Here is a 25,914-nt window from a genome sequence, read left to right as displayed (position 1 = left end):
ATGCTAGACAAAGCATTGCTCTCCGACGCTTCATTGCGGGAAATCGATAATGAACTTGCTAAATACCCGCCAGATCGGCGGCAGTCAGCGTTGATGGCGGCGTTGCGAATCGCGCAGGAGGAACACGGTTGGCTGTCGGATGAGATGATTGAACATGTCGCCGAGGTCATCGGCGTGCCGCCGGTGCGCGCCTACGAGGTGGCAACATTTTATTCGATGTACGATCTAAAACCGGTCGGCGAGCATAAGATCAGCGTGTGCACCAACATCTCGTGCATGTTGCGCGGCTGCGACCAAATCGTCGATCATTTGCAGGATAAATTGGGTATTGGCTTCGGCGAAACCACCGACGACGGCAGATTCACTTTAAAGGAAGTGGAATGTCTGGCGGCCTGCGCCGGCGCGCCGATGATGCAAATCGGCCGCGATTACTATGAAAATCTGAGCCCGGAAAAAATCGACACAATCTTGCAGGCGTTGACGTGATCGAAATTGAATTTAATACGGTGCGTAAGGCATACAACGTGTGTTTGCCGGATTCGTCCATAGACCAGCCCTGGACCCTGAAAAGCTATCAAGCGAACGGCGGCTATCAGGCCCTGGAAAAAATCCTGCGCGAGCAAACGCCGGCGGGCGAAATCATCGAAGCCTTGAAAGCGTCAAACCTGCGCGGGCGCGGCGGCGCCGGCTTTCCGGTGGGGGTGAAGTGGGGCTTTATGCCGCGCGACGCCGACGGTCAAAAATATGTGATTTGCAACTCCGACGAAGGCGAGCCGGGCACCTGCAAGGATCGGGATATTCTCCGATTCAACCCGCATGCGTTGATCGAAGGCATGGTCATCGGCGGCTATGTGATGGGTGCGACTGTTGGATACAACTATATTCGCGGCGAATTTTGGCAGCCCTATGAGGCCATGGAACGGGCCATGAAAGAAGCCGGCCAAGCCGGGTATCTGGGGCGCAATGTGCTGGACTCCAGTTTCGATTTCAACCTGTACAGCCATTTAGGCGCGGGCGCTTATATTTGCGGCGAAGAAACCGCCTTGCTCAATTCCTTGGAAGGCTTCAAAGGCGAGCCGCGCTTCAAGCCGCCATTCCCCGCCGCATTCGGGTTATATGGCAAACCGACCACGATCAACAACACCGAATCGTTCGCCTCGGTGCCGGCGATTTTGCGCGGCAACGGCAAATGGATGGATAGCCAATGGTTCAAGAATCTGGGCGTGGAAAACGCCGGCGGCGTGAAAGTGTTCTCGGTGACCGGTCATGTCGAACTACCGGGCAACTATGAAATTAAAATGGGCACGCCGTTTAGCGAACTTTTGAAAATGGCCGGCGGCGTTTGGAAAGGGCGGAAATTGAAAGCGGTGATTCCCGGCGGCTCGTCGGTGCCGGTGATGCCGGCGATAAATATTATGCAAGCGAACATGGACTACGATTCGCTGCAGCAACACGGCTCGGCGGTCGGCGCCGGTTCGGTCATTATCATGGATGAAACCACCGATATGGTCAAAGTGCTGGAACGGATCGCTTATTTTTACTTTGAGGAATCCTGCGGCCAGTGCACGCCATGCCGCGAAGGCACCGGCTGGCTATATCGCATTATCAAGCGCATAAACAATGGCCGGGGCGTGATGTCAGACCTGGACACCCTGCTGGATGTCGCCAACCGCATTGAGGGCCGCACCATTTGCGCCTTGGGCGACGCCGCGGCCTGGCCGGTGCAAAGTTTCCTGAAGCATTTCGGCCACGAGTTTGAAGCGAAAGTTATGGCCACGGATGGCCTGTATGCCGCGAGCGCAGGACGCGCAGGAGCGGCAGCCAACCCCGCCAACGCCGCATGACCACAGTAACTATAGAAGTGGACGGCAAATCCCTGCCGGCTCAGGCCGGTGAAATGCTGATTTGTGTCACCGACAGAAACGACATTTATATCCCTCGGTTTTGCTACCACGAAAAATTGTCCATCGCCGCCAACTGCAGAATGTGCCTGGTGGAAGTGGCGGGCGCGCCCAAGCCACTGCCGGCCTGCGCGACGCCGGTGATGGACGGCATGAAAGTGTTTACCCAATCAAAATACGCGCAGGCGGCGCAGCGGGGCACGATGGAATTTTTGCTGATCAATCATCCTTTGGATTGCCCGGTGTGCGACCAAGGCGGCGAATGTCCGTTGCAAGACCAAGCCATGGGCTATGGCAACGATGACTCCAGATTCCTGGAGAAAAAACGCGCCGTGCCAAGCCACGACATCGGCCCGCTGGTTGCCACGGAAATGACCCGATGTATTCACTGCACCCGCTGTGTGCGGTTTGGCGAGGAAGTCGCCGGGGTGATGGAAATGGGCATGCCGGGGCGCGGCGAATCGGCTTACATCGGCACCTTCTTGAACCGCTCGGTGGACTCGGAAGTGTCCGGCAACATGATTGATCTGTGTCCGGTCGGGGCATTAACATCAAAACCGTATCGCTTCGCCGCGCGCCCGTGGGAGTTGCAAAACCACCCAGGCATTAGTCCGCACGACTGCGTCGGCGCCAATATTAATATTCAAACCTTGCGCGGCCGGGTCGAGCGCGTGCTACCGCGCGACAACCCGCAAGTCAATGACTGCTGGCTGGCCGACCGCGACCGATATAGTTATGAAGCGGTCAACAGCGCGCGGCGGCTGGGCGCGCCGATGATCAAATCTCGCGGCAAATGGCGTGAAGTGGACTGGGAGACGGCGCTGCAACATACCGCCGACGGCATGCGCGCGGCCATCGCCGGCGACGGCGACCAGCTCGGTGCGCTGGCCGGTTACACCTCCACCATGGAAGAGTATTACCTGCTGCAAAAACTCGCGCGCGCGTATGGTTGCAATAATGTTGATCATCGCGTGCAGCAGTGCGATTTCCGCGATGACGCACATGCGCCACCCCCGGTCTCGGAGTTGCCGATTGCGCAATTCGACGCGGTGCGCGCCGCGTTGCTGGTCGGCTCCAATATCCGCAAGGAGCAGCCGTTGCTGGCCCTGAGGTTGCGCGCCGCCACGCGCAAATCCAATCATGGCGACGGCGCGCGCATACACTGCATCAACCCGATCCAATACCCGCAAAATTTTGCAGTGGAATCGCAGACCCCGGTCGGCGAGCATATGGCGGCCTGCTTTGCGGCCGTGGCCGTGGAAGTCGCCAAGGCCAGCGGCGGCGCATTACCCGGTGAAATCGCGCGCTGGTCCGGTGAGGCGCGCCGCAAAAAACGGTTCTACTCCCCTAAGCAAGGACCTGAGCAAGGCGTGGCAATGCGCCGATTTGAGCCCGGCGCCATCGCTCAGGTCATTGCTCAGGCCTTGGTGGAATCGGCCGCCGACGGCGTGGTCATCCTCGGTGCGTTGGCGCAGCAGCACCAAGACGCCAGCGTACTGAGAGCCATCGCGAGATGGATTTGCGACGCCACCGGCAACCGCTTGGCGACGCTCGCGCCGGGCAACAGCGTGGCGGCCTGGCGGGCCGGCTGCCTGCCGCACCGCGGCCCGGGCGGAGCCGCGGTGGCGCGGGCCGGACACAACGCCGCCGCGATGTTCGCCCAACCGCGCCGCGCTTACCTGTTGCTTGCCAGCGAGCCCGAACTCGATGCCCTGGACGGCCGCGCCGCCGCCGCCGCGCTCAGCGCCGCGAAGTTCGTGGTGTCCATCACCGCCTACCAAAACGCGGGCGCGTTGGACTACGCCGATGTGCTGCTGCCGATGGCGGCCTTCACCGAAACCGCCGGCGCCTTCGTCAACTGCGAAGGCCGGGTGCAGCACGCCGCAGCGGCCACTGCTCCACCGCGGGAATCTCGCCCGGCCTGGAAAATCCTGCGCGTGCTGGGCAACTTCCTCGACCTGCCCGGCTTTGATTTTGTCTCGCTGGCGCAGGTGAGCGCGGAGCTTGATGCGGGCGGCGACATCGCCGCGCCCGCGGCCTGGAAGATACCCGTGCCGCGGCGCGCCAAGCGCGGCAACGGCGACCTGCGCAGGTTGCTGGATATGCCGATGTATCGCGGCGACCAAACCGTGCGTAACGCGGCGGCGCTACAAAAAACCGCCGACAACCCGCCGCCTGCGGCGCGCATGAACCGCGCCATGATCGACCGCCTCGGCCTCGCCGCCGTCGAGCAAGTGGTGGTGCGAAACGGCGACGACTTTGGCGGCAGCGCCACCTTGCCGTTGCAGGCGGACGAGCGCATTCCGCCTGATTGCGTTTATGTGCCGGCGGGATTTTCGGAGACGACCGCGCTCGGCGCGCACGGCGTGGTCGCCGTCAAGGCCGTCAGCAAGGCGAAGCGGGCGTGAGCGCGATGCACGAGGTTTATCTCGCCTGGACCGGGTGGCTGCCCGAAGCAATCCAAACAACCTCCTGGGTCGTCATCAAGATTATGGCGATTCTGTTGCCATTGATGCTCAGCGTCGCCTATTTCACCTTCGCCGAGCGCAAGGTGATTGGCTATATGCAAACGCGGGTGGGGCCAAATCGTGTCGGGCCCAAAGGCTGGCTTCAGCCGATTGCCGATGCCCTGAAATTGTTGATGAAGGAAATCATCATTCCCGCCAAATCAAATAAATTTCTGTTTTTGATTGCCCCGATTCTGTCTCTGGCGCCGGCGCTGGCCGCCTGGGCGGTGATGCCCTTTACAGATTTTCTGGTGTTAGCGAATATCGATGCCAGTTTGTTGTATGTGCTTGCCCTCACTTCCATGGGCGTCTACGGGGTCATCATCGCCGGTTGGGCTTCAAATTCCAAGTACGCTTTTCTGGGCGCCATGCGCTCGGCGGCACAAATCGTGGCTTATGAAATCGCCATGGGTTTCGCGCTGGTCGGGGTTTTAATGGTGGCTGGCAGCCTCAACTTGCGGGAAATTGTGCTGCATCAATCCGGCGGGTTCTGGCAATGGTACTTTTTGCCTTTGTTTCCATTGTTTATTGTGTACTTTATTTCTGGTGTGGCGGAAACCAACCGCGCGCCGTTTGATGTTGCCGAGGGCGAATCAGAAATCGTCGCCGGTTTTCATGTTGAATATTCGGGCATGGCTTTTGCGGTATTCTTTTTAGCCGAATATGCCAACATGCTTCTGATTGCCGCCCTGGCCGTGCTGATGTTCCTGGGTGGTTGGCTGCCGCCGGTTGAGGTCGCGCCTTTTACCTGGATGCCACCGCTATTTTGGTTTGGCATCAAAACTGCCTTTGTCGCATTTTTCTTTTTGTGGTTCAGAGCGACTTTCCCTCGCTATCGCTACGATCAGATTATGCGGTTGGGCTGGAAAGTCTTGATTCCGGTGACGCTGGTTTGGATTGCGGTCATTGGGCTAGGCAAGTTTTACACCCCATTTGGGTATATCTTCCAATAACGCAATCATGTTCGACAAGTGAATCACATTCATCAATATAGGCACAAATTATGCGGCTGCCACAAATAATAAACGCGTGCAAACAGTGGTACAAAACTTTTTCACTGCAAGAGTTGCGAGCCGGGCTCGGGGTGACCGGTCGACAATTGTTTCGCAAGAAAACCACCATCATGTATCCCGAAGAAAAAACCCCGAAATCGCCGAGATTTCGCGGGCTGCATGCATTGCGACGTTATGCCAATGGTGAAGAACGCTGCATTGCCTGTAAATTGTGTGAAGCCGTCTGCCCTGCTTTGGCAATTACCATCGACTCCGAAGAGCGTGAAGACGGCACGCGCCGCACCACCAGATATGACATAGACTTATTCAAATGCGTTTATTGCGGTTTTTGCGAGGAAGCGTGTCCGGTGGATGCCATCGTCATGACCGACATCCACGAATTTCACATGGAGAAAAATAGCGAGTGCATAATCGACAAACAAGGCTTGCTGGAAATCGGCGACAAACACGAACAGGAAATCGCCGCGGCGCGCAAACAGGACGCGCCGTATCGGTGAACGCGCCGCAAATGCAAACTGCATCAGAGAAATTACAGACATGAAAAAAAACACGCTTTACTACGGCGATTGTTTGGAGGTAATGGGCAAATGGGACGACAACTCTGTTGACTTGATTTACCTGGACCCGCCGTTCAACAGCAAGGCGAACTACAACATTCTTTTCGGCACGCAAAGGAATGGCGGCGATAAAAACGACCTCGCCCAACTGACCGCATTCACCGACACTTGGGAATGGGACATCGATGCCGAGCGGCGCGTCGATTTGATAAACAGCGCGATTGCCCACCCGGCGCATCGCGCCATTCGCGCATTCAGCGAAATCTATCCGGACGGCAGCGGCATGCTTTCGTATCTTTCGTATATGGCCGAACGGATTGCCGCGATGCATCGCTTGTTGAAGAATACCGGTAGCATGTATTTGCATTGCGACCCGACTGCGTCGCACTATTTAAAACTCATTATGGATGAGGTGTTTGGCAAAGGGAATTTCAGGAATGAAATTATTTGGTGTTATAGGGGGATGCCTTCAAAGGCGAGTAAATGGCAACAAAAACATGATGTTATTTTATTTTATTTTAAATCGCCCAAGGCTAAATTCAACGTTCAATTAGGCAAACCTACGGAAGGCTCAAAAAAGACATTTGATAGCGGGCTGCGCAAAGGCTATAACGCAAACCTATCAAAGAACATGGTCACTGTTTTTGACTGGGAAAAGTATAACCGCGCAGTCAATACGGGCAAGATTCCCTCGGGACTTTCACCTCAAGAATTCAAGGGAGGGAATCCGTCTATGACGGATTGGTGGTCTGATATTAAAATTTTAGGAGGGCCTACAAATAAAGAACGTCTCGGCTACCCAACGCAAAAGCCGCTTGCCTTGCTGAAACGAATTGTTATGGCGAGTAGCAACGAAGGCGATCTGGTATTGGATCCATTTTGCGGGTGCGGCACCACGATTGAAGCCGCGCATCTATTGAAACGCGATTGGATTGGCATCGATATTTCCGCATATGCTATTGAAGTGGTGCGGCGCGAGCGCATGAAAGATTTGCGCATCGATTTAGCGGGAGTGTCAAAAGACTTGAAAGGGGCGGTCGATTTTGCCGAGAGAAACCCGTTTGATTTCGAGAAGTGGGCGGTCACGCGCATCCCCGGCTTTGCGCCGAACGCAGTGCAACGCGGCGATGGCGGCATCGATGGGCGCGCGCTGATTTATGGCGCGGGGAAAGAACAGAATTTGTGTATCGCGCAAGTGAAAGGCGGCAAGCCGAGCATCGATTCTTTGCGCGCTTTTTTCGGCATGCTCGCCAGCGGCAAAGCGGCGATTGGTGTGTTCATTACTTTGGAAAAATGGGATACGCCATCAGTCAGAAAATGTATCGCCCAAGCGGGAACACTGCAAGTGGGCGCGAAGGAATATAACCGCTTGATCATGTACACCATTGACGAGCATTTTCAGAACATTGAGCCGATAATGCCGCCGCTCGCGCATCCGCGCACCGGGGAGGCGTTTCAGGAAGAATTGATGCCTAAAAGTTTGTTGGATAAATAGAAAATAGGTCTTGACTAGTTATGCAATCGGAAATTCACGACCGCACGCTTTTTGCCGACAACCACTGCGCAGTTGGCTTTCGTCGAGGTTGCGCGTGAAAACCTTTGTCGATCTATTCTGCGGCATCGGCGGTTTTCACCTGGCTGCCGTTGCAAACGGTATGCAATGCGTGTTCGCTTCGGATATTGATGAACCTGCGCGCGCGACCTATGCCGAAAACTTTGGAATGTGGCCACACGGCGATATAAAGCGGATTGCCGCCGAGGACGTTCCAAACCACGATCTAATGTGCGCCGGGTTTCCCTGCCAGCCATTTAGCATCATCGGCAAGCGACGTGGCTTTGACGATATTCGCGGGACGCTGTTTTTTGACATTGTGCGAATACTTGAAAAAAAGAAACCGCAAGCGGCGGTGCTGGAGAATGTTCGGCAGTTGGCTTCCCACAGCGGCGGGCATGCCTTATGAAGTTAAGCGTGCGCGAGAAAGCAATTTTGTGCGGCTTATATCTTGCTCAACATGACAAGCAAGGGTTAGATCTCATGGGGTTCGATTCATTCAACGAGGCATACAATGTCTTGGGGTTGTCCATCGGCGCCAAACCGACGTCCATAAAAAACTATCGCGATGAGCTTGATCCATTATTTCCAAATGCGCGGAAAGGCTGGCGAGGCAGACCCGTGCGAGATCACTGCAAGTGTATTTATGAAAGATTCAAAGACCGAGATATTGATGAGTTGCTTTCGCTCATTATTCGCATCACCGGTGGCACGATAAATATATCTGACCAGACCTCAGAACAAGAAATCAAGTCTTTCGCCAAGAGGCTTCTGACCGGCCGAGCGGCGGAAAACTTTTTCTCGCAAAACTATCAAGCAGAACGCGAATTTTTCGATACAAGAGCAGAGGATGTTACCCACACAGGTTGTGGCTACGATTTCCGGCTCCATCGATTAACGTCCCAAGACAGTTTTGTTGCTGTTGAAGTCAAGGGGCTGGCCACGATTTCCGGCAACATTGTTCTCACTAGCAAGGAGTATGATGTCGCCGATAGATTGAGAAACGATTATTTCATTTATGTGGTCAAAAATTTCAATGAGGATCCTTTCGCCATAACGATACGCAACCCCATCAACACTGGCTTGACATTTAAGCAAGAAAAAAGAAAGTTTATTCAAATATCGTGGCGCGCAACAGTATGAATGCCGACACGAAAAACACCGCCAAACTTTTCACCTCCATCACCGCCGCTCTGGCAGAGTTGGACTTGCGCGGTGAAGATCAACAGGTCACGCGCGCAATGGCGATAGTGACCGAAGCGTTTTTGCTTCAGTCAAACGGGCGGCGTGTTATGCCTGATGCGTTGCTCGCGAAAGCCAATGAGGTTGTTGATGAATGTATGGACTTATGAGTGCTTTGTTCACTGAGCGAATACGAGGACTACCGCTTGCTCGTGCTAGTGCGAAATATGAATCAATTGCAATTCACTATGTTTGAATCAGAAATAACGCGCTTCGTGCCAGATGATTATCGCTGGGAACTAAACACGCGGAGAAATTTCCAGGGACACGATGCCGCAAGCGACTCCCATTGTTTTACTTGGCAACCGCACGGCGGGCAATTCACCATCATCAAACCCGTCCCAGCCTCGGCGGTAAAATATGAAATCCGCCGACCGCCAATGTTGGATTTCAACGGCGTGTTGCGATGGGTTAAGTTTAATCAATCGTGGTTAACCGTCCACTCATCATGACTTTTCTCCAATTCGCATTTTACGCTTTCAGCGCAACGCTGGTTTTTGCCGCGGGCATGGTGGTGACCATCCGCAATCCGGTGAAATCAGCGTTGTTTCTGGTGCTTGCGTTTTTCAGCGCCGCTTGCGTATGGATTACGCTGCAAGCCGAGTTCCTGGCCATCGTGCTGGTGCTGGTTTATGTCGGCGCGGTCATGGTGCTGTTTCTGTTTGTGGTGATGATGCTGGATATTGACCTGGCCAAATTACGCGCTGGATTTACCCGTTATCTACCAATTGGGGGTTTGGTCGCGGTATTACTGGTTTTGGAAATTGCCTTGGTAATGTATGGCTCTTTTGATGTTAGTGAATACAATAATCCGGCTGCATATGGGGTTGAATACAGCAATACAAAAGCCTTGGGCGCCCGGATTTACACGCAGTATGTTTATGCCTTCGAAATCGCGGCGCTGATTTTACTAGTCGCCATCATCGCCGCCATCGCGTTGACCATGCGCCGGCGGCCGAACACCAAATACAACAATCCCGCTTCTCAGGTGCAGGTCAATCGAGAGGATCGCCTAAGAATCGTGAGTATGGACTCGGCCCCTCCCAGCGCAACGGAATTTTTAACTGAAGCCGCGCCGACTGAATCCACCCCTGAAGAGGTCGAATCATGATTCCCTTGTCGCATTATTTAATCCTGGGCGCAGTATTGTTCTCCATCGGCGTGGTGGGCATTTTCCTGAATCGAAAAAACCTGGTGATCTTGTTGATGTCGATTGAATTACTGCTGTTGGCGGTTAATATTAACTTCATCGCTTTCTCCCATTATCTTGCAGATATCGCCGGCCAGGTGTTCGTGTTTTTCATTTTGACCGTTGCCGCCGCGGAAATCGCGATTGGCCTGGCCATTCTGATCGTGCTGTTTCGCGCGCGCCACACCATCAACGTCGACCAACTGGATTCGCTCAAAGGCTGAACACGCGGATGAACAGCGGATGAAAAATATCTACCTCGCCATTCCGCTGGTTTGCCTGGCCGCATCCATCATTTGCGGATTATTTGGCAAGGCAATCGGTCGTCGCGGCGCCCATTCGATAACGATTGCCGGGGTAACCCTGGCTTGCGCGCTTTCGCTGGTGGTTTACGCCGACGTGCGCAGCGGCAACCTCGCCAACCACACGGTATATACCTGGGCGCTTAGCGGCGGCATTCCATTTCAAATCGGATTTTTGATCGATCAACTCTCCGCGACCATGATGGTCATCGTTACCTTCGTGTCGTTGATGGTGCATATTTATACCATCGGCTATATGGCGGAAGATCCCGGCTACCAGCGCTTCTTCTGCTACATCTCATTGTTCACTTTTTCCATGTTGATGCTGGTCATGTCCAACAACTTCCTGCAGTTGTTCTTCGGCTGGGAAGCGGTCGGATTAGTGTCCTATCTGTTGATCGGGTTTTGGTTTGAGCGCGACAGCGCCATTTTTGCCAACATGAAGGCGTTCCTGGTCAACCGCATCGGCGACTTCGGCTTTCTGCTCGGCATCGCCGCCATACTTTATGTGTTCGGCTCGGTGGATTATGCGACGGTATTCGCCAGCGCGCCCTTTATACAAGAGGCCACCGTTATCTCTGCGTTTGGAGAGTGGCAGTGGATGACCGTTATTTGCTTGCTGTTGTTTGTCGGCGCCATGGGCAAATCCGCCCAAGTGCCATTGCATGTCTGGCTGCCGGATTCCATGGAGGGCCCAACGCCAATTTCCGCATTGATCCATGCCGCGACCATGGTGACCGCCGGGATTTTTATGGTGGCGCGCATGTCGCCGCTGTTTGAGTTTTCTGAAACCGCCTTATCCGTGGTATTGGTCATCGGCGCCACAACGGCGATATTCATGGCGCTGATCGGCTTGGTGCAAAACGACATCAAGCGCGTGATCGCCTACTCGACATTATCGCAGTTAGGCTACATGACCGTTGCGCTGGGCGCGTCCGCTTACGAAATCGCCATGTTCCACCTTGGCACCCACGCCTTCTTCAAGGCCTTGCTGTTCCTGGCCGCCGGCTCGGTGATTATCGCCATGCGCCACGAGCAGGACATGCGCAAGATGGGCGGCCTGAGAGCCATCATGCCGATTACCTACATCACGTGCGCGGTGGGCGCGCTGGCGCTGGCCGGCATTCCGCCGTTCGCCGGGTTTTTCTCCAAGGACGCCATCATCGAAGCGGTGCATCACAGCGACATTTGGGGCGCGCAATATGCCCACATCGCGGTGTTGCTCACGGTGTTTGTGACCGCATTTTATTCATTCCGATTATTATTCATGACCTTTCACGGCCGCAACCGCTCCAGCGCCAGCGTCATCCGCCAGGCGCACGAATCGCCCAACGTGGTCATTCTGCCGCTGGTCGCTTTGGCCATACCCTCGGTGTTCGCGGGATTCATGTTCTTTGGCCCGGTCGTGGTCGGCGATTACTTTGGCGATTCCATTTTCATTCTGCGTCATCATGATGTCGCCCAGGAAATTGCCGAGGGTTTTAGCGGCAACACCGGATTCGCCTTGGCGCTGGCGGCAATTTGGCACGGCGTGCTGGCCTGGCCCTTTTGGCTGGCGGCGTCCGGGATACTCGCGGCGTGGTATTGCTACTGCAAAAACACCGCCTTGCCCGCAAAAATCGCCCGCGCATCGGCGCCGTTTTACCGCCTGCTCGTGAACAAATATGGCTTTGACGAGTTCTACCAGGCGGTGTTTGCCAAAGGCGCCGTTGTTGTCGGCAAACTGCTCAGCCAGCATGTCGATGCGGGCTTGATCGACGGCGCGCTGGTCAACGGCACGGCGAACACCATCAGCGGTTTTTCAGCCATCCTGCGCCATATTCAAACCGGCTATACCTACCATTATGCCTTCGCCATGATCCTTGGGCTGTTTGGGTTGATCACCGTTTTCGTCTGGTTATAACCTGGCAGGCCCTGAGAAATAAACGACATGGAAAATAAACTGCTCAGTGCGCTCATCTGGCTGCCCATTGTCGCCGGCGTGCTGGTGCTGGCCACTGGCAATGATCAACGCGCCGCCATTGCGCGCAAACTGGCGCTCGGTTTTTCCGTGATTATATTCTTGCTCAGTATTTCGCTGTATAGCGGATTTGATGCCGGCACCGCCAATATGCAGTTTACAGAGCATCATAGCTGGATCAGTGCCTTCAATATTTACTATTCAATTGGCGTGGACGGCATTTCCATGCCGTTAATCTTGCTGACCACCTTATTAACCGTGGTTGTGATTATTGCCGGCTGGCAAGTCATCACCGAGCGCGTCGCCCAATACATGGCCGCGTTTTTGATTATGGAAGGGGTCATGATCGGCGTTTTTTCGGCATTGGACGCGGTGTTGTTCTATGTGTTCTGGGAAACCATGCTCATTCCGATGTTCCTGATTATCGGTATTTGGGGCGGCCCCAACCGAATTTACGCGACTATCAAGTTCTTCCTTTATACCTTGTTGGGCTCCTTGCTGATGTTGGTGGCGTTGCTGTATCTCTACAACGCCAGCGGCAGTTTCAGCATACTGGATTACCATGCCCTGCCCTTGACGCTCAAGGCGCAAATCCTGATTTTCCTGGCATTGTTCAGCGCATTCGCAGTAAAAGTGCCGATGTTCCCGGTGCATACCTGGCTGCCCGATGCCCATGTCGAAGCCCCGACCGGCGGCTCGGTCATCTTGGCCGCGGTGATGCTGAAGATGGGTGGCTACGGGTTCATTCGGTTGAGCCTGCCGATCACGCCTGATGCCAGCCATGAACTTGCCTGGTTGATGATTACGCTTTCGCTGATTGCGGTGGTGTATATCGCTCTGGTGGCGTTGGTTCAGCAGGATATGAAAAAACTGATCGCCTACTCTTCGATTTCTCACATGGGCTTCGTTACTTTGGGCTTGTTTATTTTTAACGCTCAGGGCGCCGAAGGCGCGCTGATGCAAATGATCTCGCATGGGTTTATTTCCGGGGCCTTGTTTTTATGCGTCGGCGTGCTGTATGACCGAACGCATTCGCGCATGATCGACACCTACGGCGGCATTGCTACGCCTATGCCGGTTTTCGCCGCATTGTTTGTGCTGTTCGCCATGGCCAATACCGGCCTGCCCGGCACTTCTGGCTTTGTCGGTGAATTTTTAGTCATTCTCGGTGCCTTCCAAGCCAATCCCTGGTTTGCCATCATTGCCGCGCTAACCCTGATTTTTGGCGCGGCCTACACCTTGTGGATGGTGAAACGCGTCATTTACGGCAAAGTTGTCAATCAGGATGTTGCCGCTTTGGAAGATGTCAACAGCCGTGAAATTTTAATGCTTGGGATTCTTGCCGCACTGGTTCTGGTGGTTGGAATTTGGCCCAATCCGGTGCTCGAGGTGATGCATACTTCCATCGAAAACTTATTGCGGCATGTGGATATTTCAAAATGCCCGGTGCTCTGCCGATGATCGCGATAAAATAGACGGCGTCACGAAAATGAAAATGAAAATGAAAACAGAGACCAACATGGCAAAACAAGTGATCACGAAAACGAAGGCGAAGCCGAAAGAGAACTTCAAGTCCGGCACGCTGTGGACGCGCGACAATCTGGAAATCATGCGTGGCCTCAACTCGCGCACCGTCGACCTCATCTACCTTGACCCGCCGTTCAATTCCAACCGCGACTACGCCGCGCCGGTTGGCTCAAAGGCGGCCGGCGCGGCGTTCAAGGATACTTGGACTTTGAACGATGTGGACAATGCGTGGCACGGCGAAATCGCCGACAAAGACCCCGCGATTTATAGCGCGATCGCCGCCAGCGAGTTGGCATACGGCAGAGGCATGAAATCGTATTTGATCATGATGGCGGTGCGCTTAATGGAGATGAAGCGGCTGATGAAACCGACCGCGTCCATTTATCTGCACTGCGACCCGACCGCGTCGCATTACCTGAAAATTCTGATGGACGCAGTGTTTGGCAGGACGAATTTTAGGAATGAAATTATCTGGAGTTATAGCGGCTGGAACAAACGACTCAAGCATAAATTTGAGAGCCGTCACGATGTGGTTTATTTTTACGCCAAAGGAAAAACCAACCGTTTCAATAGCTACAGCGATCCATGGGAGAGCGAGCAGGAATATATTGCAAAACGAAGACAAAAAGTCCACGAAGACGAGCACGGGCGCAAGTATGTGTTGTCGGACGCGGGCGACGGGAAGCGGGTCAAGCGCTATTTGGGAGATGCCATGGAATATGGCGCGCCGGTCGCCAGTGTTTGGGCGATTGACAAAATTAACAACTCCAGCAAAGAACGCGTCGGCTATCCCACGCAAAAGCCGTTGGCGTTGTTAGACCGCATCATCAAAGCGAGCAGCGATGAGGGCGATCTCATCCTTGACCCGTTTTGCGGTTGCGCGACCACCCTGATCGCCGCCGAGAAACTAAAACGCCGTTGGCTCGGCATTGACCTGTCGAGCAAAGCCGCCGACCTGGTCAAACTTCGCATGGCGCACGAAGCCGACCTGATCGACCGCTTCGATTTGATTCACCGCCACGACCTGCCGCGGCGCACCGACTTGCGCGGCGAGCCGGTCAATTACCGGACGCACCAGCATGAATTGTTCGGCAAGCAGGAAGGCCGCTGCAACGGCTGCGGACATTCGTTCCCGTTCCGCAACTTCACCGTGGATCACATAGTCCCGCAAGATCACGGCGGCTCGGATCATCTCGCCAACCTGCAGCTTTTATGCGGCGCGTGCAACTCCACCAAAGGCGTCGGCACGCAAGCGCAGTTGCTCGCGAAACTGAAAAAACTCGGGCTGATTGATTAGCGCGCCCGATTGATTAGCGCGACTCGCCGACTAAACCACGCCAAGCAAATTACGCCAAGCAAATCACGATGATGACCCTGCAATCACTACAAACCGCATTGGCGTTGCCGGAGATTTTTGTCGCTTCAATGGCATCGGCAATTTTGATTATGGGGTTGTTTATTAACAAGGAGCGTAACGACATCGTTTGCTTTTGGTTGAGCGTTTTCACCTTGCTCGCCGCCTGCGTATTGATCGTCAGTGATTTTGCTACCCAACCCGCATTTGCCTTTAACGGCCTGTTTGTTGACGACCCGATGGGCGATCTGCTGAAAGTGGCTATTTGTTTGTTGTCCGCCACGATCTTTATCTATGGTCGACAATACAATCAGGATCGAAATATCTTTAAGAACGAATATTATGTTTTGGGGCTGTTTGCGGTTTGTGGGATGATGGTGATGGCATCGGCTAATCACTTGTTGACGTTGTACCTGGGCCTGGAATTGATGTCGTTGTGTCTGTATTCAATGATTGCCTTTTTTCGAGATGACAAACTGGCGGTTGAAGCGGCAATGAAATACTTCGTGCTCGGCGCGCTGGCATCCAGTGTCTTGCTTTACGGCATGTCGTTGCTTTACGGATTGACCGGCGCCCTCGAACTTGCCGTGATTAGCTCGGTTGCAGCCAACATGGGCCAGGATAATCTGGCGCTTGCCCTTGCCGTTGTTTTTATTGTGGTCGCACTGGCATTCAAAATTGGTGCGGTTCCTTTTCATATGTGGATTCCTGATGTGTATCACGGTGCTGCCACATCGACCACTGCCTTTATTGGCGCGGCGCCCAAGATTGCCGCGTTTGCCCTGATAATGCGTCTTTTGGTGGGCGGGCTGGAAGACTTACATGGGCAGTGGCAGCAGATGCTGATAATCCTGGCGCTTTTGTCGGTGGCAGTCGGAAATGTTATCGCCATTGCCCAGAACAATTTGAAGCGAATGCTGGCGTACTCGACAATTTCTCACATGGGATTTTTCCTGTTCGGCATACTCGCGGGCAGTGTAGCAGGCTATAGCGCATCCTTGTTTTATATCCTCATTTACGCGACCATGAGTTGCGCGGCATTTGGATTGATATTGTATTTATCCACCAAGGATTTTGAATCCGACCAGCTCAACGATCTCAAAGGCTTGAGCAAGCGTAGTCCGTTCATCGCGCTACTGTTCCTGATATTGATGTTTTCCATGGCGGGGGTTCCGCCGACCGCCGGTTTCTTCGCAAAACTATCGGTTATTCAGGCGCTCATTGACGCCAATCTGCAATGGGTTGCTATTGTCGCGGTGGTGTTGGCGGTGATTGGCGCCTACTACTACTTGCGCATCATCAAACTGGTTTACTTTGATGCGCCGCAGACGATGCCCGAGGCCGACGCGCCTATCGCGGTGCAATCCGACCGTAAAATTGTGCTGGCGATTAACGTCATCATAATCATTGCAATCCTGCCCTGGATCGGAGCCTTGATTACGCTATGCAATCAGGCGATCAAACAATTCGCCTATTAATTAATTTGCTTGGTTGATTTATCTGATTAATTTATCTGAGTAATGAAAGACGGGCTTCATATCGGCATATTGTTTGGCGGTCGATCATGCGAACACGAAGTATCGGTCACCTCGGCGCGCTCAATCCTGAAAGCGCTGCACCGAAATAAGTATAACGTTCATCTAATCGGCATCGATAAATCAGGCCACTGGCATTTAAGCGACGATATTGAAGCGCTGGCGTCCACCGGTTGTGTTGAAAAAATCGAAGCCGCTGATAGCGTTTCAACCACAACGGTCTCGCTGAGTCTGCATAATCAGGGCAACCTGATCCGGCTTCCTGAGTCATTGATTTCTGATTCGGTAATTTCGGATTTTTCGGGTAGCCACATTCCCGCCGTGGATATCGTGTTTCCGGTTCTGCACGGCCCCTTTGGAGAAGACGGCACGTTACAAGGCGTTTTGGAAATGGCCGGATTGCCTTATGTTGGCTGCGGCGTGGCCGCCTCGGCCCTGGCTATGGACAAAGCCTTGGCGAAAAAGGTATTTGAGTGCGCCAACATACCCCAAGTCCGGTATGTGGTGTGCACGGTTTGGCAATGGCAAAAACACAAAAATCGTGTCATCGACAAAATTGAAAGTGAGCTCGATTATGCGCTGTTTGTCAAGCCCGCAAATATGGGCTCCAGCGTCGGCATCAGCAAAGCCAGGAAGCGGGACCAGTTGGCCGTCGCTATTGAACACGCCTTTGAGTTTGACAACAAAATCCTGATTGAACAGGCCATGGAAAACTGCCACGAAATCGAGTGCGCCATTCTAGGCAATGCCCATCTCGGTAATGCAGGGCCTAAGGCTTCGGTACCGGGTGAAATTATTCCCGGCGCCGAGTTCTACAACTATGAAACCAAATACATTGACGATAAATCCCGCTCGGTCATTCCCGCGCCGCTGGACGCCAAAACCACCGCGCGCGTGCAACAACTTGCCATCAAAGCGTTCAAAGCCATCGATGGCAGAGGGTTGGCCAGAGTGGATTTTTTCGTTCACCAGGATTCCCACGAGGTCATATTAAACGAACTAAACACCTTGCCCGGATTCACGCCGATTAGCATGTACCCTAAACTATGGGCCGCCAGCGGCATCCCCTATCCAGAATTACTCGACCGATTAATTGAACTCGCCATAGAAAATCATCAATCAAAGCAATCACTGAAAAGAGTGTTTTGATTTTCTATGGGAGCGGTAATTTTCATAAAACGCCGACTAAAATGCGAGTGCTAAATGCGAGACCCACGATACGATATTTTATTTGAGCCAGTCAAGATCGGGCCGGTAACCGCACACAACCGTTTCTATCAGGTGCCCCATTGCAATGGCATGGGTCATGCTTATCCGAAAGCGGAAGCGGCGATGCGCGGCATGAAAGCGCAAGGCGGCTGGGCGGTTGTGTCCACTCAGGAAGTTGAAATTCACCCTGGCTCAGAGTGGTCGCCGTACATCGAAGGCAGGTTATGGGATGAAGGCGACATGAAGAGATTGCGGATGACTGCCGATGCCATCCACGAACACGGCGCGCTTGCCGCCATTGAAATCACGCATAACGGACACGCCTCCGCCAATCATTACAGCAGGCTGCCGGCGATGGGGGTATCGGAAATGATGATTGACAGTTATCACCCGGCGCAAGCCTATGCCATGAGCAAACGAGACATTGCCGACGTGCGGCGCTGGCATCGAAAGGCGGCGTTGCGCTCCAAACAAATGGGCTTCGACATCGTTTATGTTTATGCCGCCCATGACCTTGCGTTACCTTTTCATTTTATTTCCCCCCAGCGAAACCAGCGCACCGATGAATACGGCGGCAGTCTGGAAAACCGGGTGCGGTTCTTGCGGGAGTTGCTTGAAGATACCAAAGACGCAGTGGGAGATACCTGCGGCATTGCGCTGCGTTTTACGGTTGACCAGTTAATCGGAGCGCGCGGCATGGTTGCCGAAAATGAAGGCCGTGAGGTCGTGGAAATGCTTGCTGAACATCCAGATATTTGGGACGTGAACATCAGCGACTGGTCTAATGATTCGGCGACATCGCGGTTCGCCGAACAAGGATTCCAGGAAAAATATACTGCGTTCGTGAACAAACTCACCACCAAACCGGTGGTGGGCGTCGGTCGGTTCACCTCGCCGGACGCCATGGTTTCCCAGATCAAACGAGGCATTCTCGACATGATTGGCGCGGCGCGCCCGTCTATTGCCGATCCATTTCTGCCCAGTAAAATTGAAAGCGGCCAGGTCGAGGATATTCGCGAATGCATCGGCTGCAATATCTGCGTCTCTGGCGATATGATCATCGCACCGATTCGATGCACCCAAAACCCAACTATGGGGGAAGAATTTCGGCGCGGATGGCATCCCGAGAAAATTGAAAAGGGCGCCTCCAGCGACGCGATTTTAATCGTTGGCGCCGGCCCAAGCGGACTGGAATCTGCGATGTCTTTAGGCCGGCGGGGATATAACGTCACCGTGGCAGAGGCAAATGATCATGCGGGCGGACGGGTGCATTGTGAAAGCCAACTGCCCGGATTATCCGCCTGGAGACGAGTGGTTGATTATCGGTTGGGGCAAATCGACAAACTGGATAATGTTCAGGTTTTTCTGCACAGCGAGATAAACAAGCAGCAGGTACTGGAATTTGCCAAACAATTGAATATCCAGCATGTGGTTGTCGCCACCGGGTCAAAATGGGACCGCGATGGTATTGGCAGAGTCCACCGCCAACCCATACCCCGCGATAAGAGTGTGCATATCCTGACCCCGGATGATGTCATGGCCGGGAAGCAGATTAGCGGGCATGTCGTGGTGTACGATGATGATCACTATTACATGGGCGGCGTGATCGCCGAATGCCTGGTAAATGCCGGTGCCAAAGTGACTTTAGTCACTCCTGCTGCAGATGTCTCGGCTTGGACTCACAACACCCTTGAGCAGATTCATATCGAAAAACGCTTAGGGGATTTGGGCATTGCCATTGTTGAAAAACATCAAGTCCAGCGCGTAAACAGCAATCAAATTATTCTGGAGCATATCGTGAGCGCTAAAAATCAAACCATAAACGCCCAATATCTGGTATTGGTGACTGCTCGGCGTCCGCTATCCTCATTGTATTTTGACCTCGATAACGATGCTGAGTCCCTGGACCATGCCGGAATCAAATCCGTAACCCGAATCGGAGACTGTCTCGCACCATCGACCATCGCCGCCGCGGTTTATCACGGACACCGATTCGCACGAGAATTTGACTGCGATGTTGATGCCGACGCGGTGCCGTTCAAGCGCGAGTATGTAGAAATATAATTTCGCGCCGCATCGCTAAGTTACGGAACCCAATTATCTCCTCCCCGATCTTTTGGCGAGCTCCACCAGAGACCCGGGGAAACGATGAATTCTGTTTCTTTTACGACATTTTTATCGTCAAACTTAAGCGGACGGGTAAATGCTATCAACCAGTTAGTCCCGCTGTCATCTTTGATGTTGTCTTTACGGAATTGATTCCACGATGATTTGAATTTCTCTTCAGCCATAGGATTGACGCGAACACCTTGTATGGTATAGACGCCCGCGCTTGGGCGATCCCACTTCACCATCGCAATATGAACATTGCCCTTCGCTGCCTCGATTAACGCCTTCTCGTAGACGGTGTCCCACAGCCCATCAACCGAATAGCCATATAAGGGGACCGGTGTATACTGGTCGCTGGGATTGATCAGTGCGACACCTCCCCAAAGAATTTTTTTCAAAGGGGTTGCGGGGTATGTTTTGATCGGGTCGCCAACGAAATAGATTGCGGGGATATTTGTCTCGGAAACATCATCCTGAGAAATGCTCTGCATTGCCCAACCAAGGGCCACCGACAAGATTAATGTTTTTATCGTCTGCTTGTTCATTATCAAAATGTGAACTTCAGCATGTTGGTAACCAGCACGGGGACGGTCAGACCCAAAGATAGAAATTCAACGGCGTGCTACGTCTAACGCTTGCTCCGATTAAAAGCGAGAACATAACCGACAACAAAATGGTAGGAATGAGTAAAAATGTCCACCAAGAATCCGCATAGTCCACAAAGATGGAAGCGTTGTCACTTATAGCTGGACGTTTGGTAAGTGCGAAGAACATCGCAAAAGGAGCCCAGTGCATGCTCCAAGGAACGCTACGGCGTATCTTACAAAAGGGGATGAATTGCTGCTTCGCTTGGACGTATCGGGCAAAATTCGGTCTGTGATTCGCCTGATAAGCCGCGCAAGCTCTACACTTGGGGTTGTCTCATCGCTCATCTAATAGCCCATGGTATTCATCGGTCGGATAAGTTAGTTTAGCATTTACACGCAACAAGTCAACATCCGAAATAGTAGATTGAAACTTGTAACCCTCCGAGGGATGCTCTTCGGTTGTTCAGTTTAAACCAAGCAGTTCGGGCGGCCGGACGCGACTGCGGTTATCGTGGTGCTGACAAACAGCTCGCCATCGATGTCATGCTTGATGTGATTCGCGTGCTGCTTGATTGTCGTCTCAATCGACATTGCGCCGGCCTTTTCGGCCAGGTCGTAAGCTTCTTTTTTGGCCATTTCGATCGCATGCTCAATGGCGATATCCAGTTTTTCAAACTTGATCGGCTCATCCTTGTGAAATAAAATGAACACGCCAAATTCCGGCTGATTGACGGTGATATGCACAATCTGCACCACCGCCCCCAGGACCGCGCCGATGGCATTGGCGGTATCCGCATGAGTCGGTATATGCAAATCAACCGCCAATAGCCGGGCCACCTCAGGAAAGAAATCCGCGGCCGGGCCGCCGACTGCAACAATGGGATAATCGGCGGCAAACTGCAAGTTGAACAATGGTTTGACACGACCCGCCTGGCCACGCTTAAGCACAATATCCACCAGCAACCGGGTCAAGTTTTGCGACTGGGAATCCGCCAGTTTGCCATGCTGGTTCAAGCCGGCCTCTATTAATTTTTGGCTGATCTCTTGAGTCACCAAATCGAATACTGCCTGGCACGGCGCAATCGCATCTCCCGCTTCCCAGTTGCCGCAGCCATACAAGTGCCGCATCTGTCGCGCCCAAATTTTCGCGCCCAGTTCCGCGGCCTGAATATTCCAATGATCGCTCATGCCCAACACATGGGTCGCATCGGAGGGGGTAAAGCCGCTGTATATCACCAAACCCAGGCGCTCCATTCTGGCGATGGCGCGCATCATCGGTCGATTGGTATCCACCAGAGATTCGAGTTCAACCGGGCCTTGCAGCAATCTCTCCCAAGCCGCAAGCTCAGCCTCGTTTAGATGACGCAGTAACACTTCATTGTTCTGCAAGGGCAAGGCGAATTTGTTGTTTCGGGGGCTGGGAGAACCGCTATATTGACGTTCGATGGCGGTCATCACCTGCGGAAATTGATGCGCCAGCAAACTCATTGGCACAACCCGGCGCTGGGAAATATCCAGTTTAGCCTTGAATCGAACCTCGCTGTCGCCGCCCAAGCCAATGGAAAAAACCCGGATCGCCTCCACCATGGGCTGCCAATTTCCGATGCGCGCGCCATCCTCGCACAACTGCGGCTTGCCCTCGGTGACGATGGCGATGTCGGTGGTGGTGCCGCCGATATCGACAACGATAGCCTCTTGCAATCCGCTCAGCGCGCAAGCGCCGATGACGCTGGCCGCAGGCCCCGACAGCACCGTGGTCACCGGCTGCAATAACGCGGTTGCGGCGTTCACCAACGAGCCATCGCCCTTTACGATCATTAACGGCGCGGTAATATTTTTTTCTTGCAGAATCGACTCCACGGAATTGATCAACGCTTGAATATAAAGAATCATGCGCGCATTCAGCGCCACCGTTAACGCCCGCCGCGGCGCGCCCAGGCTGGACGCCAACTCATGGCCGCAGACCACCGGCTTGCCGGTCAATGCCTTGACCATATCCCGCAGTTGTTTTTCATGGCTGGAATTGCGCGTGCCAAACATGGCCGAGACCGCAAACGCGGAGACGCGGTCGTTTTGTTCAAGAATTTTTTTCCGCGCCAGGTCCGAATCCAAAGACATTAATTGAGCGCCGGTTGCGTCATGCCCGCCGTCCAACAGGGTGATGTATTCCTTTTCCAGGATTTCCAACAACCCGCTCTTGGCGACTTGGCTGTCGTTGTAGCCCGGCAGCAGAATGGCGACCGGCGCGCCGCGCCCCTCGACCACGGAGTTGGTCGACAGCGTGGTCGACAACGCCACCAGATTGACTTCTTCCAGTAACGCCTGAGGCAGACTGGAAATCGCATTGCCGATGCCGATGGTCAGATCAAAACTCGTGGTCAGGCTCTTGTTTTTCGCGACTGCCGTTTGTCGCTCATCGACGATAACCGCGTCGGTGTAGGTGCCCCCGGTATCAATACCCAGTTGATAAGACATGGTTTTTGCGCGGCTATGGTAATTTGAAATTCAGTCCTGATGAACAGGAAAGGCTGGATTCTAAGGTAACATTGACTTTGAAATATCCAGCCGGCGTCTTTTTAAGCGATAATTTTTGCCAAATGCCCGGCCATTTATCCGCTCATTTATCCGGCCATTCATCCGCTCATTTATCCGGCCATTCATCCGCTCATTCATCCGGGCGATTGGCGGCGTTGTGAAAGAACGCATCCATATGAAATCGGGCGTGCTCAGCCTGATAGCGAAAAGCATGTCCTTGCGGGCAGGCCCGCCGAGCCTGGCAGGTTTCGGTACGGCAGGATGATTCCGCATTTTGTTTTAGAAAGCCATAACAGGCTTCGACGTCATAGCCGGAATCCGAAAAAGCGCCTACCGGACAGGCGCTTAAACAGGGCTGCTCAATGCAACGTTGGCAGATGTCATGATCAACTGTTTGCGGTTGCAAAGCCGCTGGTTCGATCGGCGAGTCGGACAGCGCGATGGCAAACCGATAGGCATGCCATAAGCCATATTGAGGGTGAATCAACATTCCAAGCCTGGATGACTGCAATGATTCCGCTTTTTTAGCCCAGTTTATAAAGGGTTGGTAGGGCGGCCCGCCGAACGGAAACAACGCCCGGCCGGTTAATTTGCTAGCGATGATTTCGCCAACTCTTTGACTCCACCGATTCAATGGGTCGGCCCGACCGTCGGCAACCTCTCTCGAGCCTGAAAAACATTCCCAAAACGAAGAGCCCGCATTACCGAATAAAATCAGCGTTGATGCGGTAACGCCCGCGGCGATTTCCGGCACATGGTCATCTGCATTGACGCAAAACCGGCCACGCAGCACTAAACCATATTCCCCCGCCAAACGGCCAATGTCATCGAGTGTGTCATCGAGTGTGTTCATGAACTTGCAATCGCATTTTTGCGCGCGCGTAAGAGGCTCGCAATATAGAATAAAATAACCGAATATTCACGACTTAAATGACCCATACTTAAACGACCCATACTTAAACGACCCATACTTAAACGACCCATACTTAAATGATATGAGCATGTTGAAAATTATTTTAGGAACACTGACCTTTTCCAACCAGGCTGATGCGGCCACGTCTCTGCGAATGCTTGAATTGTTTCAGGGCAAAAACGGCCATGAACTGGATACCGCGCACCAATACAACGACGGAAAAACCGAGGCGCTGCTGGGCCGGTTGCTAACCGAAAATCCCGGGTTGAAGTTCAAGATGGCAACCAAGGTGAATCCATGGAATGACGATGGATTAAAGCCCGAGCAGGTTGCAACGCAACTTACGGAAAGCCTTGAGCGATTGCGGGCAGCCGCGGTCGATTTGCTGTATCTGCATTCGCCGGATCTGGATACGCCGATTGCGGATACCTTGGCAAAATGCTGGGAGTTTTACCAGCAGGGCGCATTTCGGCGATTTGGGCTGAGTAACTTTTCGGCCTGGCAGGTCGCCGAAGTGGTCGAGACTTGCCGCGCTCGAGGCTGGATGACGCCGACGGTCTATCAAGGAATGTACAACGCCCTGACCCGCGATGTGGAGCGGGAATTGTTGCCTTGTTTGCGTAACTACGGCATCCGCTTTTACGCTTATAACCCTCTGGCAGGCGGGTTGCTCACCGGAAAACACACAAACTTCGAGCAAGCGCCTGAGTACGGCCGGTTTTTGTCAAACAACCAATATACCACCCGCTATTGGAAAGCGGATTATTTCGATGTGCTTGCGACCTTGACAGCGGCTTGCGCGAAACATGGCGTGACGCCCGCGAATGCCGCGTTGCGCTGGCTTGTTCATCATTCGCAATTGTCAGCCAAAGACGGCGACGGCATCATTCTCGGCGCCAGCAAGTTATCCCAGTTGCAACAAAACCTGGCGCATGTCGACGGCGGCAAATTAGCGGATGACATCGTGGCAATTCTGGATCGCGGCTGGCAACGAATAAAGCCGGATTGCGCCAAGTATTTTCGACCGTAGTCATGGCCGGAAAATCCTGCGACAGGAAAGCTTAACCGCGGGGCAATGTAAACGCCTGCTGGTCAGTGACCCGAGCATCCTTGTCATAGTTGAATTCATAGACGCTGATATTCTCATGCGAGTACAACACATAAGAGGTGGTGCGCGTTCCGTAATCGACATGGTCGCCATGGCCACCATGGTCGCTGGCGCGAATGAAAATGGATGACCGTTGTTTTTCCATGGCTTGACTCATGTTCATGCCCGGGTTGATGCCCGGGTCGATGCCGGCGCTGGCGCCCGGCAGGTCATGCTCGCCGGCTTTGCTCTGATCGCGCATAAGTGCATTGAGCTGGCTTATTTCGATCATCGCATTGCCGCTGATCAATTCCGTCAGCCGTTGCACGCCATAGGACATTTTAGGCCAACGCTGGTCGACAAAACCGTTCGATAAACTATGAAACCCCTCCGTCAAGCAATGCAGCGACGAATTCTCGCTGCAAAACAGGCTGATATTCTCTGGCGTGCCGAATACCAGATTAAACGGATTGTATTCGCGGTGTGTTTTTTGGAGACTGGCAATGAAACGCTTATCGGTTTCTTCATGGGCCAAATAGCGTTGCACCAGCCAGCCGCGGCTTTTTGCCCGCCTATTCGTGGCAGCGCCGGTGCTGAAGTTGGTCACCGCGCAAAATCGTCCGGCCGAGTTAACCCCCAGCCAACTGCCGCCTTGCAAGGCATCCCGGCCGGCTAAAATTTCAGGATGATCCGGCCAGTAGTGCATCGACTGAGACGACCGCGCAAAGCTTTCATCGCGGTTGGCCGCCACAATCAACGGATAATCGGGATGCTGGTTAATGGCCAGAAAAAGTATGCACATACGAAAATTGAATCTCCGCTTTTAGTGTACAGT

22 protein-coding genes are annotated in these 25,914 nt (G+C 53.5%); 18 read left to right on the top strand and 4 right to left on the bottom strand.

Features of this window, described 5'->3' with window-relative positions:
- From nuoE to ACP158_RS03780, 17 genes are all read left to right on the top strand, one after another.
- On the top strand, positions 1–486 hold the full coding sequence (gene nuoE, locus ACP158_RS03860; protein WP_424947660.1) for an NADH-quinone oxidoreductase subunit NuoE: 486 nt from the start codon (positions 1–3) through the stop codon (positions 484–486).
- Positions 483–1,844 (top strand): NADH-quinone oxidoreductase subunit NuoF, encoded by a 1,362-nt coding sequence (gene nuoF / locus ACP158_RS03855; protein WP_424947659.1) that lies wholly within the window; start codon positions 483–485, stop codon positions 1,842–1,844. Before nuoE ends, nuoF begins: the two co-directional genes overlap by 4 nt.
- The gene (nuoG, locus tag ACP158_RS03850) at positions 1,841–4,309 is read left to right on the top strand and encodes an NADH-quinone oxidoreductase subunit NuoG (protein ID WP_424947658.1); all 2,469 of its coding nucleotides are present in this window, start codon (positions 1,841–1,843) and stop codon (positions 4,307–4,309) included. The genes nuoF and nuoG overlap by 4 nt, the downstream gene beginning before the upstream one ends.
- Before the next feature lie 5 nt (positions 4,310–4,314).
- Positions 4,315–5,361, top strand: coding sequence for an NADH-quinone oxidoreductase subunit NuoH (nuoH, locus tag ACP158_RS03845; RefSeq protein ID WP_424948394.1), 1,047 nt, complete (start codon positions 4,315–4,317; stop codon positions 5,359–5,361).
- A gap of 68 nt (positions 5,362–5,429) precedes the next feature.
- Entirely contained in the window at positions 5,430–5,918 is a 489-nt protein-coding gene (nuoI, locus tag ACP158_RS03840) for an NADH-quinone oxidoreductase subunit NuoI (RefSeq protein ID WP_424948393.1), read from the top strand.
- 40 nt (positions 5,919–5,958) lie between these two features.
- Positions 5,959–7,473 carry a DNA methyltransferase gene (locus tag ACP158_RS03835; RefSeq protein WP_424947657.1) on the top strand — a complete coding sequence of 505 codons (1,515 nt, stop codon included), beginning with the start codon at positions 5,959–5,961 and terminating at the stop codon, positions 7,471–7,473.
- Positions 7,474–7,567: 94 nt separating this feature from the next.
- A complete protein-coding gene (locus ACP158_RS03830; protein ID WP_424947656.1) occupies positions 7,568–7,939 on the top strand; it encodes a DNA cytosine methyltransferase in 372 nt (123 codons plus the stop codon).
- Positions 7,936–8,673 (top strand): DUF3883 domain-containing protein, encoded by a 738-nt coding sequence (locus ACP158_RS03825; protein WP_424947655.1) that lies wholly within the window; start codon positions 7,936–7,938, stop codon positions 8,671–8,673. The genes ACP158_RS03830 and ACP158_RS03825 overlap by 4 nt, the downstream gene beginning before the upstream one ends.
- Positions 8,670–8,882, top strand: coding sequence for a hypothetical protein (locus ACP158_RS03820; RefSeq protein WP_424947654.1), 213 nt, complete (start codon positions 8,670–8,672; stop codon positions 8,880–8,882). Before ACP158_RS03825 ends, ACP158_RS03820 begins: the two co-directional genes overlap by 4 nt.
- Before the next feature lie 338 nt (positions 8,883–9,220).
- Positions 9,221–9,883 (top strand): NADH-quinone oxidoreductase subunit J, encoded by a 663-nt coding sequence (locus ACP158_RS03815; RefSeq protein ID WP_424947653.1) that lies wholly within the window; start codon positions 9,221–9,223, stop codon positions 9,881–9,883.
- Positions 9,880–10,185, top strand: coding sequence for an NADH-quinone oxidoreductase subunit NuoK (nuoK, locus tag ACP158_RS03810; protein ID WP_424947652.1), 306 nt, complete (start codon positions 9,880–9,882; stop codon positions 10,183–10,185). Before ACP158_RS03815 ends, nuoK begins: the two co-directional genes overlap by 4 nt.
- 19 nt (positions 10,186–10,204) lie before the next feature.
- A complete protein-coding gene (gene nuoL / locus ACP158_RS03805; protein ID WP_424947651.1) occupies positions 10,205–12,166 on the top strand; it encodes an NADH-quinone oxidoreductase subunit L in 1,962 nt (653 codons plus the stop codon).
- A 27-nt stretch (positions 12,167–12,193) separates the two neighbouring features.
- On the top strand, positions 12,194–13,684 hold the full coding sequence (locus ACP158_RS03800; RefSeq protein WP_424947650.1) for an NADH-quinone oxidoreductase subunit M: 1,491 nt from the start codon (positions 12,194–12,196) through the stop codon (positions 13,682–13,684).
- A 40-nt stretch (positions 13,685–13,724) separates the two neighbouring features.
- Entirely contained in the window at positions 13,725–15,047 is a 1,323-nt protein-coding gene (locus ACP158_RS03795; RefSeq protein WP_424947649.1) for a DNA methyltransferase, read from the top strand.
- A gap of 71 nt (positions 15,048–15,118) precedes the next feature.
- Entirely contained in the window at positions 15,119–16,582 is a 1,464-nt protein-coding gene (gene nuoN, locus ACP158_RS03790; protein WP_424948392.1) for an NADH-quinone oxidoreductase subunit NuoN, read from the top strand.
- A gap of 42 nt (positions 16,583–16,624) precedes the next feature.
- Positions 16,625–17,788: a D-alanine--D-alanine ligase family protein gene (locus ACP158_RS03785; protein ID WP_424947648.1), complete on the top strand. Its 1,164-nt coding sequence runs from the start codon at positions 16,625–16,627 to the stop codon at positions 17,786–17,788.
- A gap of 54 nt (positions 17,789–17,842) precedes the next feature.
- Positions 17,843–19,912, top strand: a complete 2,070-nt coding sequence (locus tag ACP158_RS03780; protein ID WP_424947647.1) for an FAD-dependent oxidoreductase — start codon at positions 17,843–17,845, stop codon at positions 19,910–19,912.
- Between the two features lie 20 nt (positions 19,913–19,932).
- Here ACP158_RS03780 and ACP158_RS03775 read toward each other — a convergent pair whose 3' ends face one another.
- The 3 genes from ACP158_RS03775 to ACP158_RS03765 form a co-directional block, all read right to left on the bottom strand.
- Entirely contained in the window at positions 19,933–20,502 is a 570-nt protein-coding gene (locus tag ACP158_RS03775; protein ID WP_424947646.1) for a hypothetical protein, read from the bottom strand.
- A gap of 510 nt (positions 20,503–21,012) precedes the next feature.
- Complete coding sequence (locus ACP158_RS03770; protein ID WP_424947645.1) at positions 21,013–23,019, bottom strand: hydantoinase/oxoprolinase N-terminal domain-containing protein; 2,007 nt, start codon at positions 23,017–23,019, stop codon at positions 21,013–21,015.
- A gap of 190 nt (positions 23,020–23,209) precedes the next feature.
- Positions 23,210–23,932 carry a hypothetical protein gene (locus ACP158_RS03765; protein ID WP_424947644.1) on the bottom strand — a complete coding sequence of 241 codons (723 nt, stop codon included), beginning with the start codon at positions 23,930–23,932 and terminating at the stop codon, positions 23,210–23,212.
- Between the two features lie 148 nt (positions 23,933–24,080).
- Here ACP158_RS03765 and ACP158_RS03760 point away from each other — a divergent pair, with 148 nt between their 5' ends.
- Complete coding sequence (locus tag ACP158_RS03760) at positions 24,081–25,022, top strand: aldo/keto reductase family protein (RefSeq protein ID WP_424947643.1); 942 nt, start codon at positions 24,081–24,083, stop codon at positions 25,020–25,022.
- A gap of 31 nt (positions 25,023–25,053) precedes the next feature.
- Here ACP158_RS03760 and ACP158_RS03755 read toward each other — a convergent pair whose 3' ends face one another.
- Positions 25,054–25,881: an NRDE family protein gene (locus ACP158_RS03755; protein ID WP_424947642.1), complete on the bottom strand. Its 828-nt coding sequence runs from the start codon at positions 25,879–25,881 to the stop codon at positions 25,054–25,056.
- Positions 25,882–25,914 lie beyond the last annotated feature (33 nt).

The sequence above is a fragment of the Candidatus Spongiihabitans sp. genome, from assembly GCF_965247905.1.
In the GTDB taxonomy this organism is placed as follows: domain Bacteria; phylum Pseudomonadota; class Gammaproteobacteria; order Arenicellales; family Poriferihabitantaceae; genus Spongiihabitans.
The sequence above is the reverse complement of the archived record's forward strand: the minus strand, read 5'-3'. Positions and strand labels throughout refer to the sequence as shown.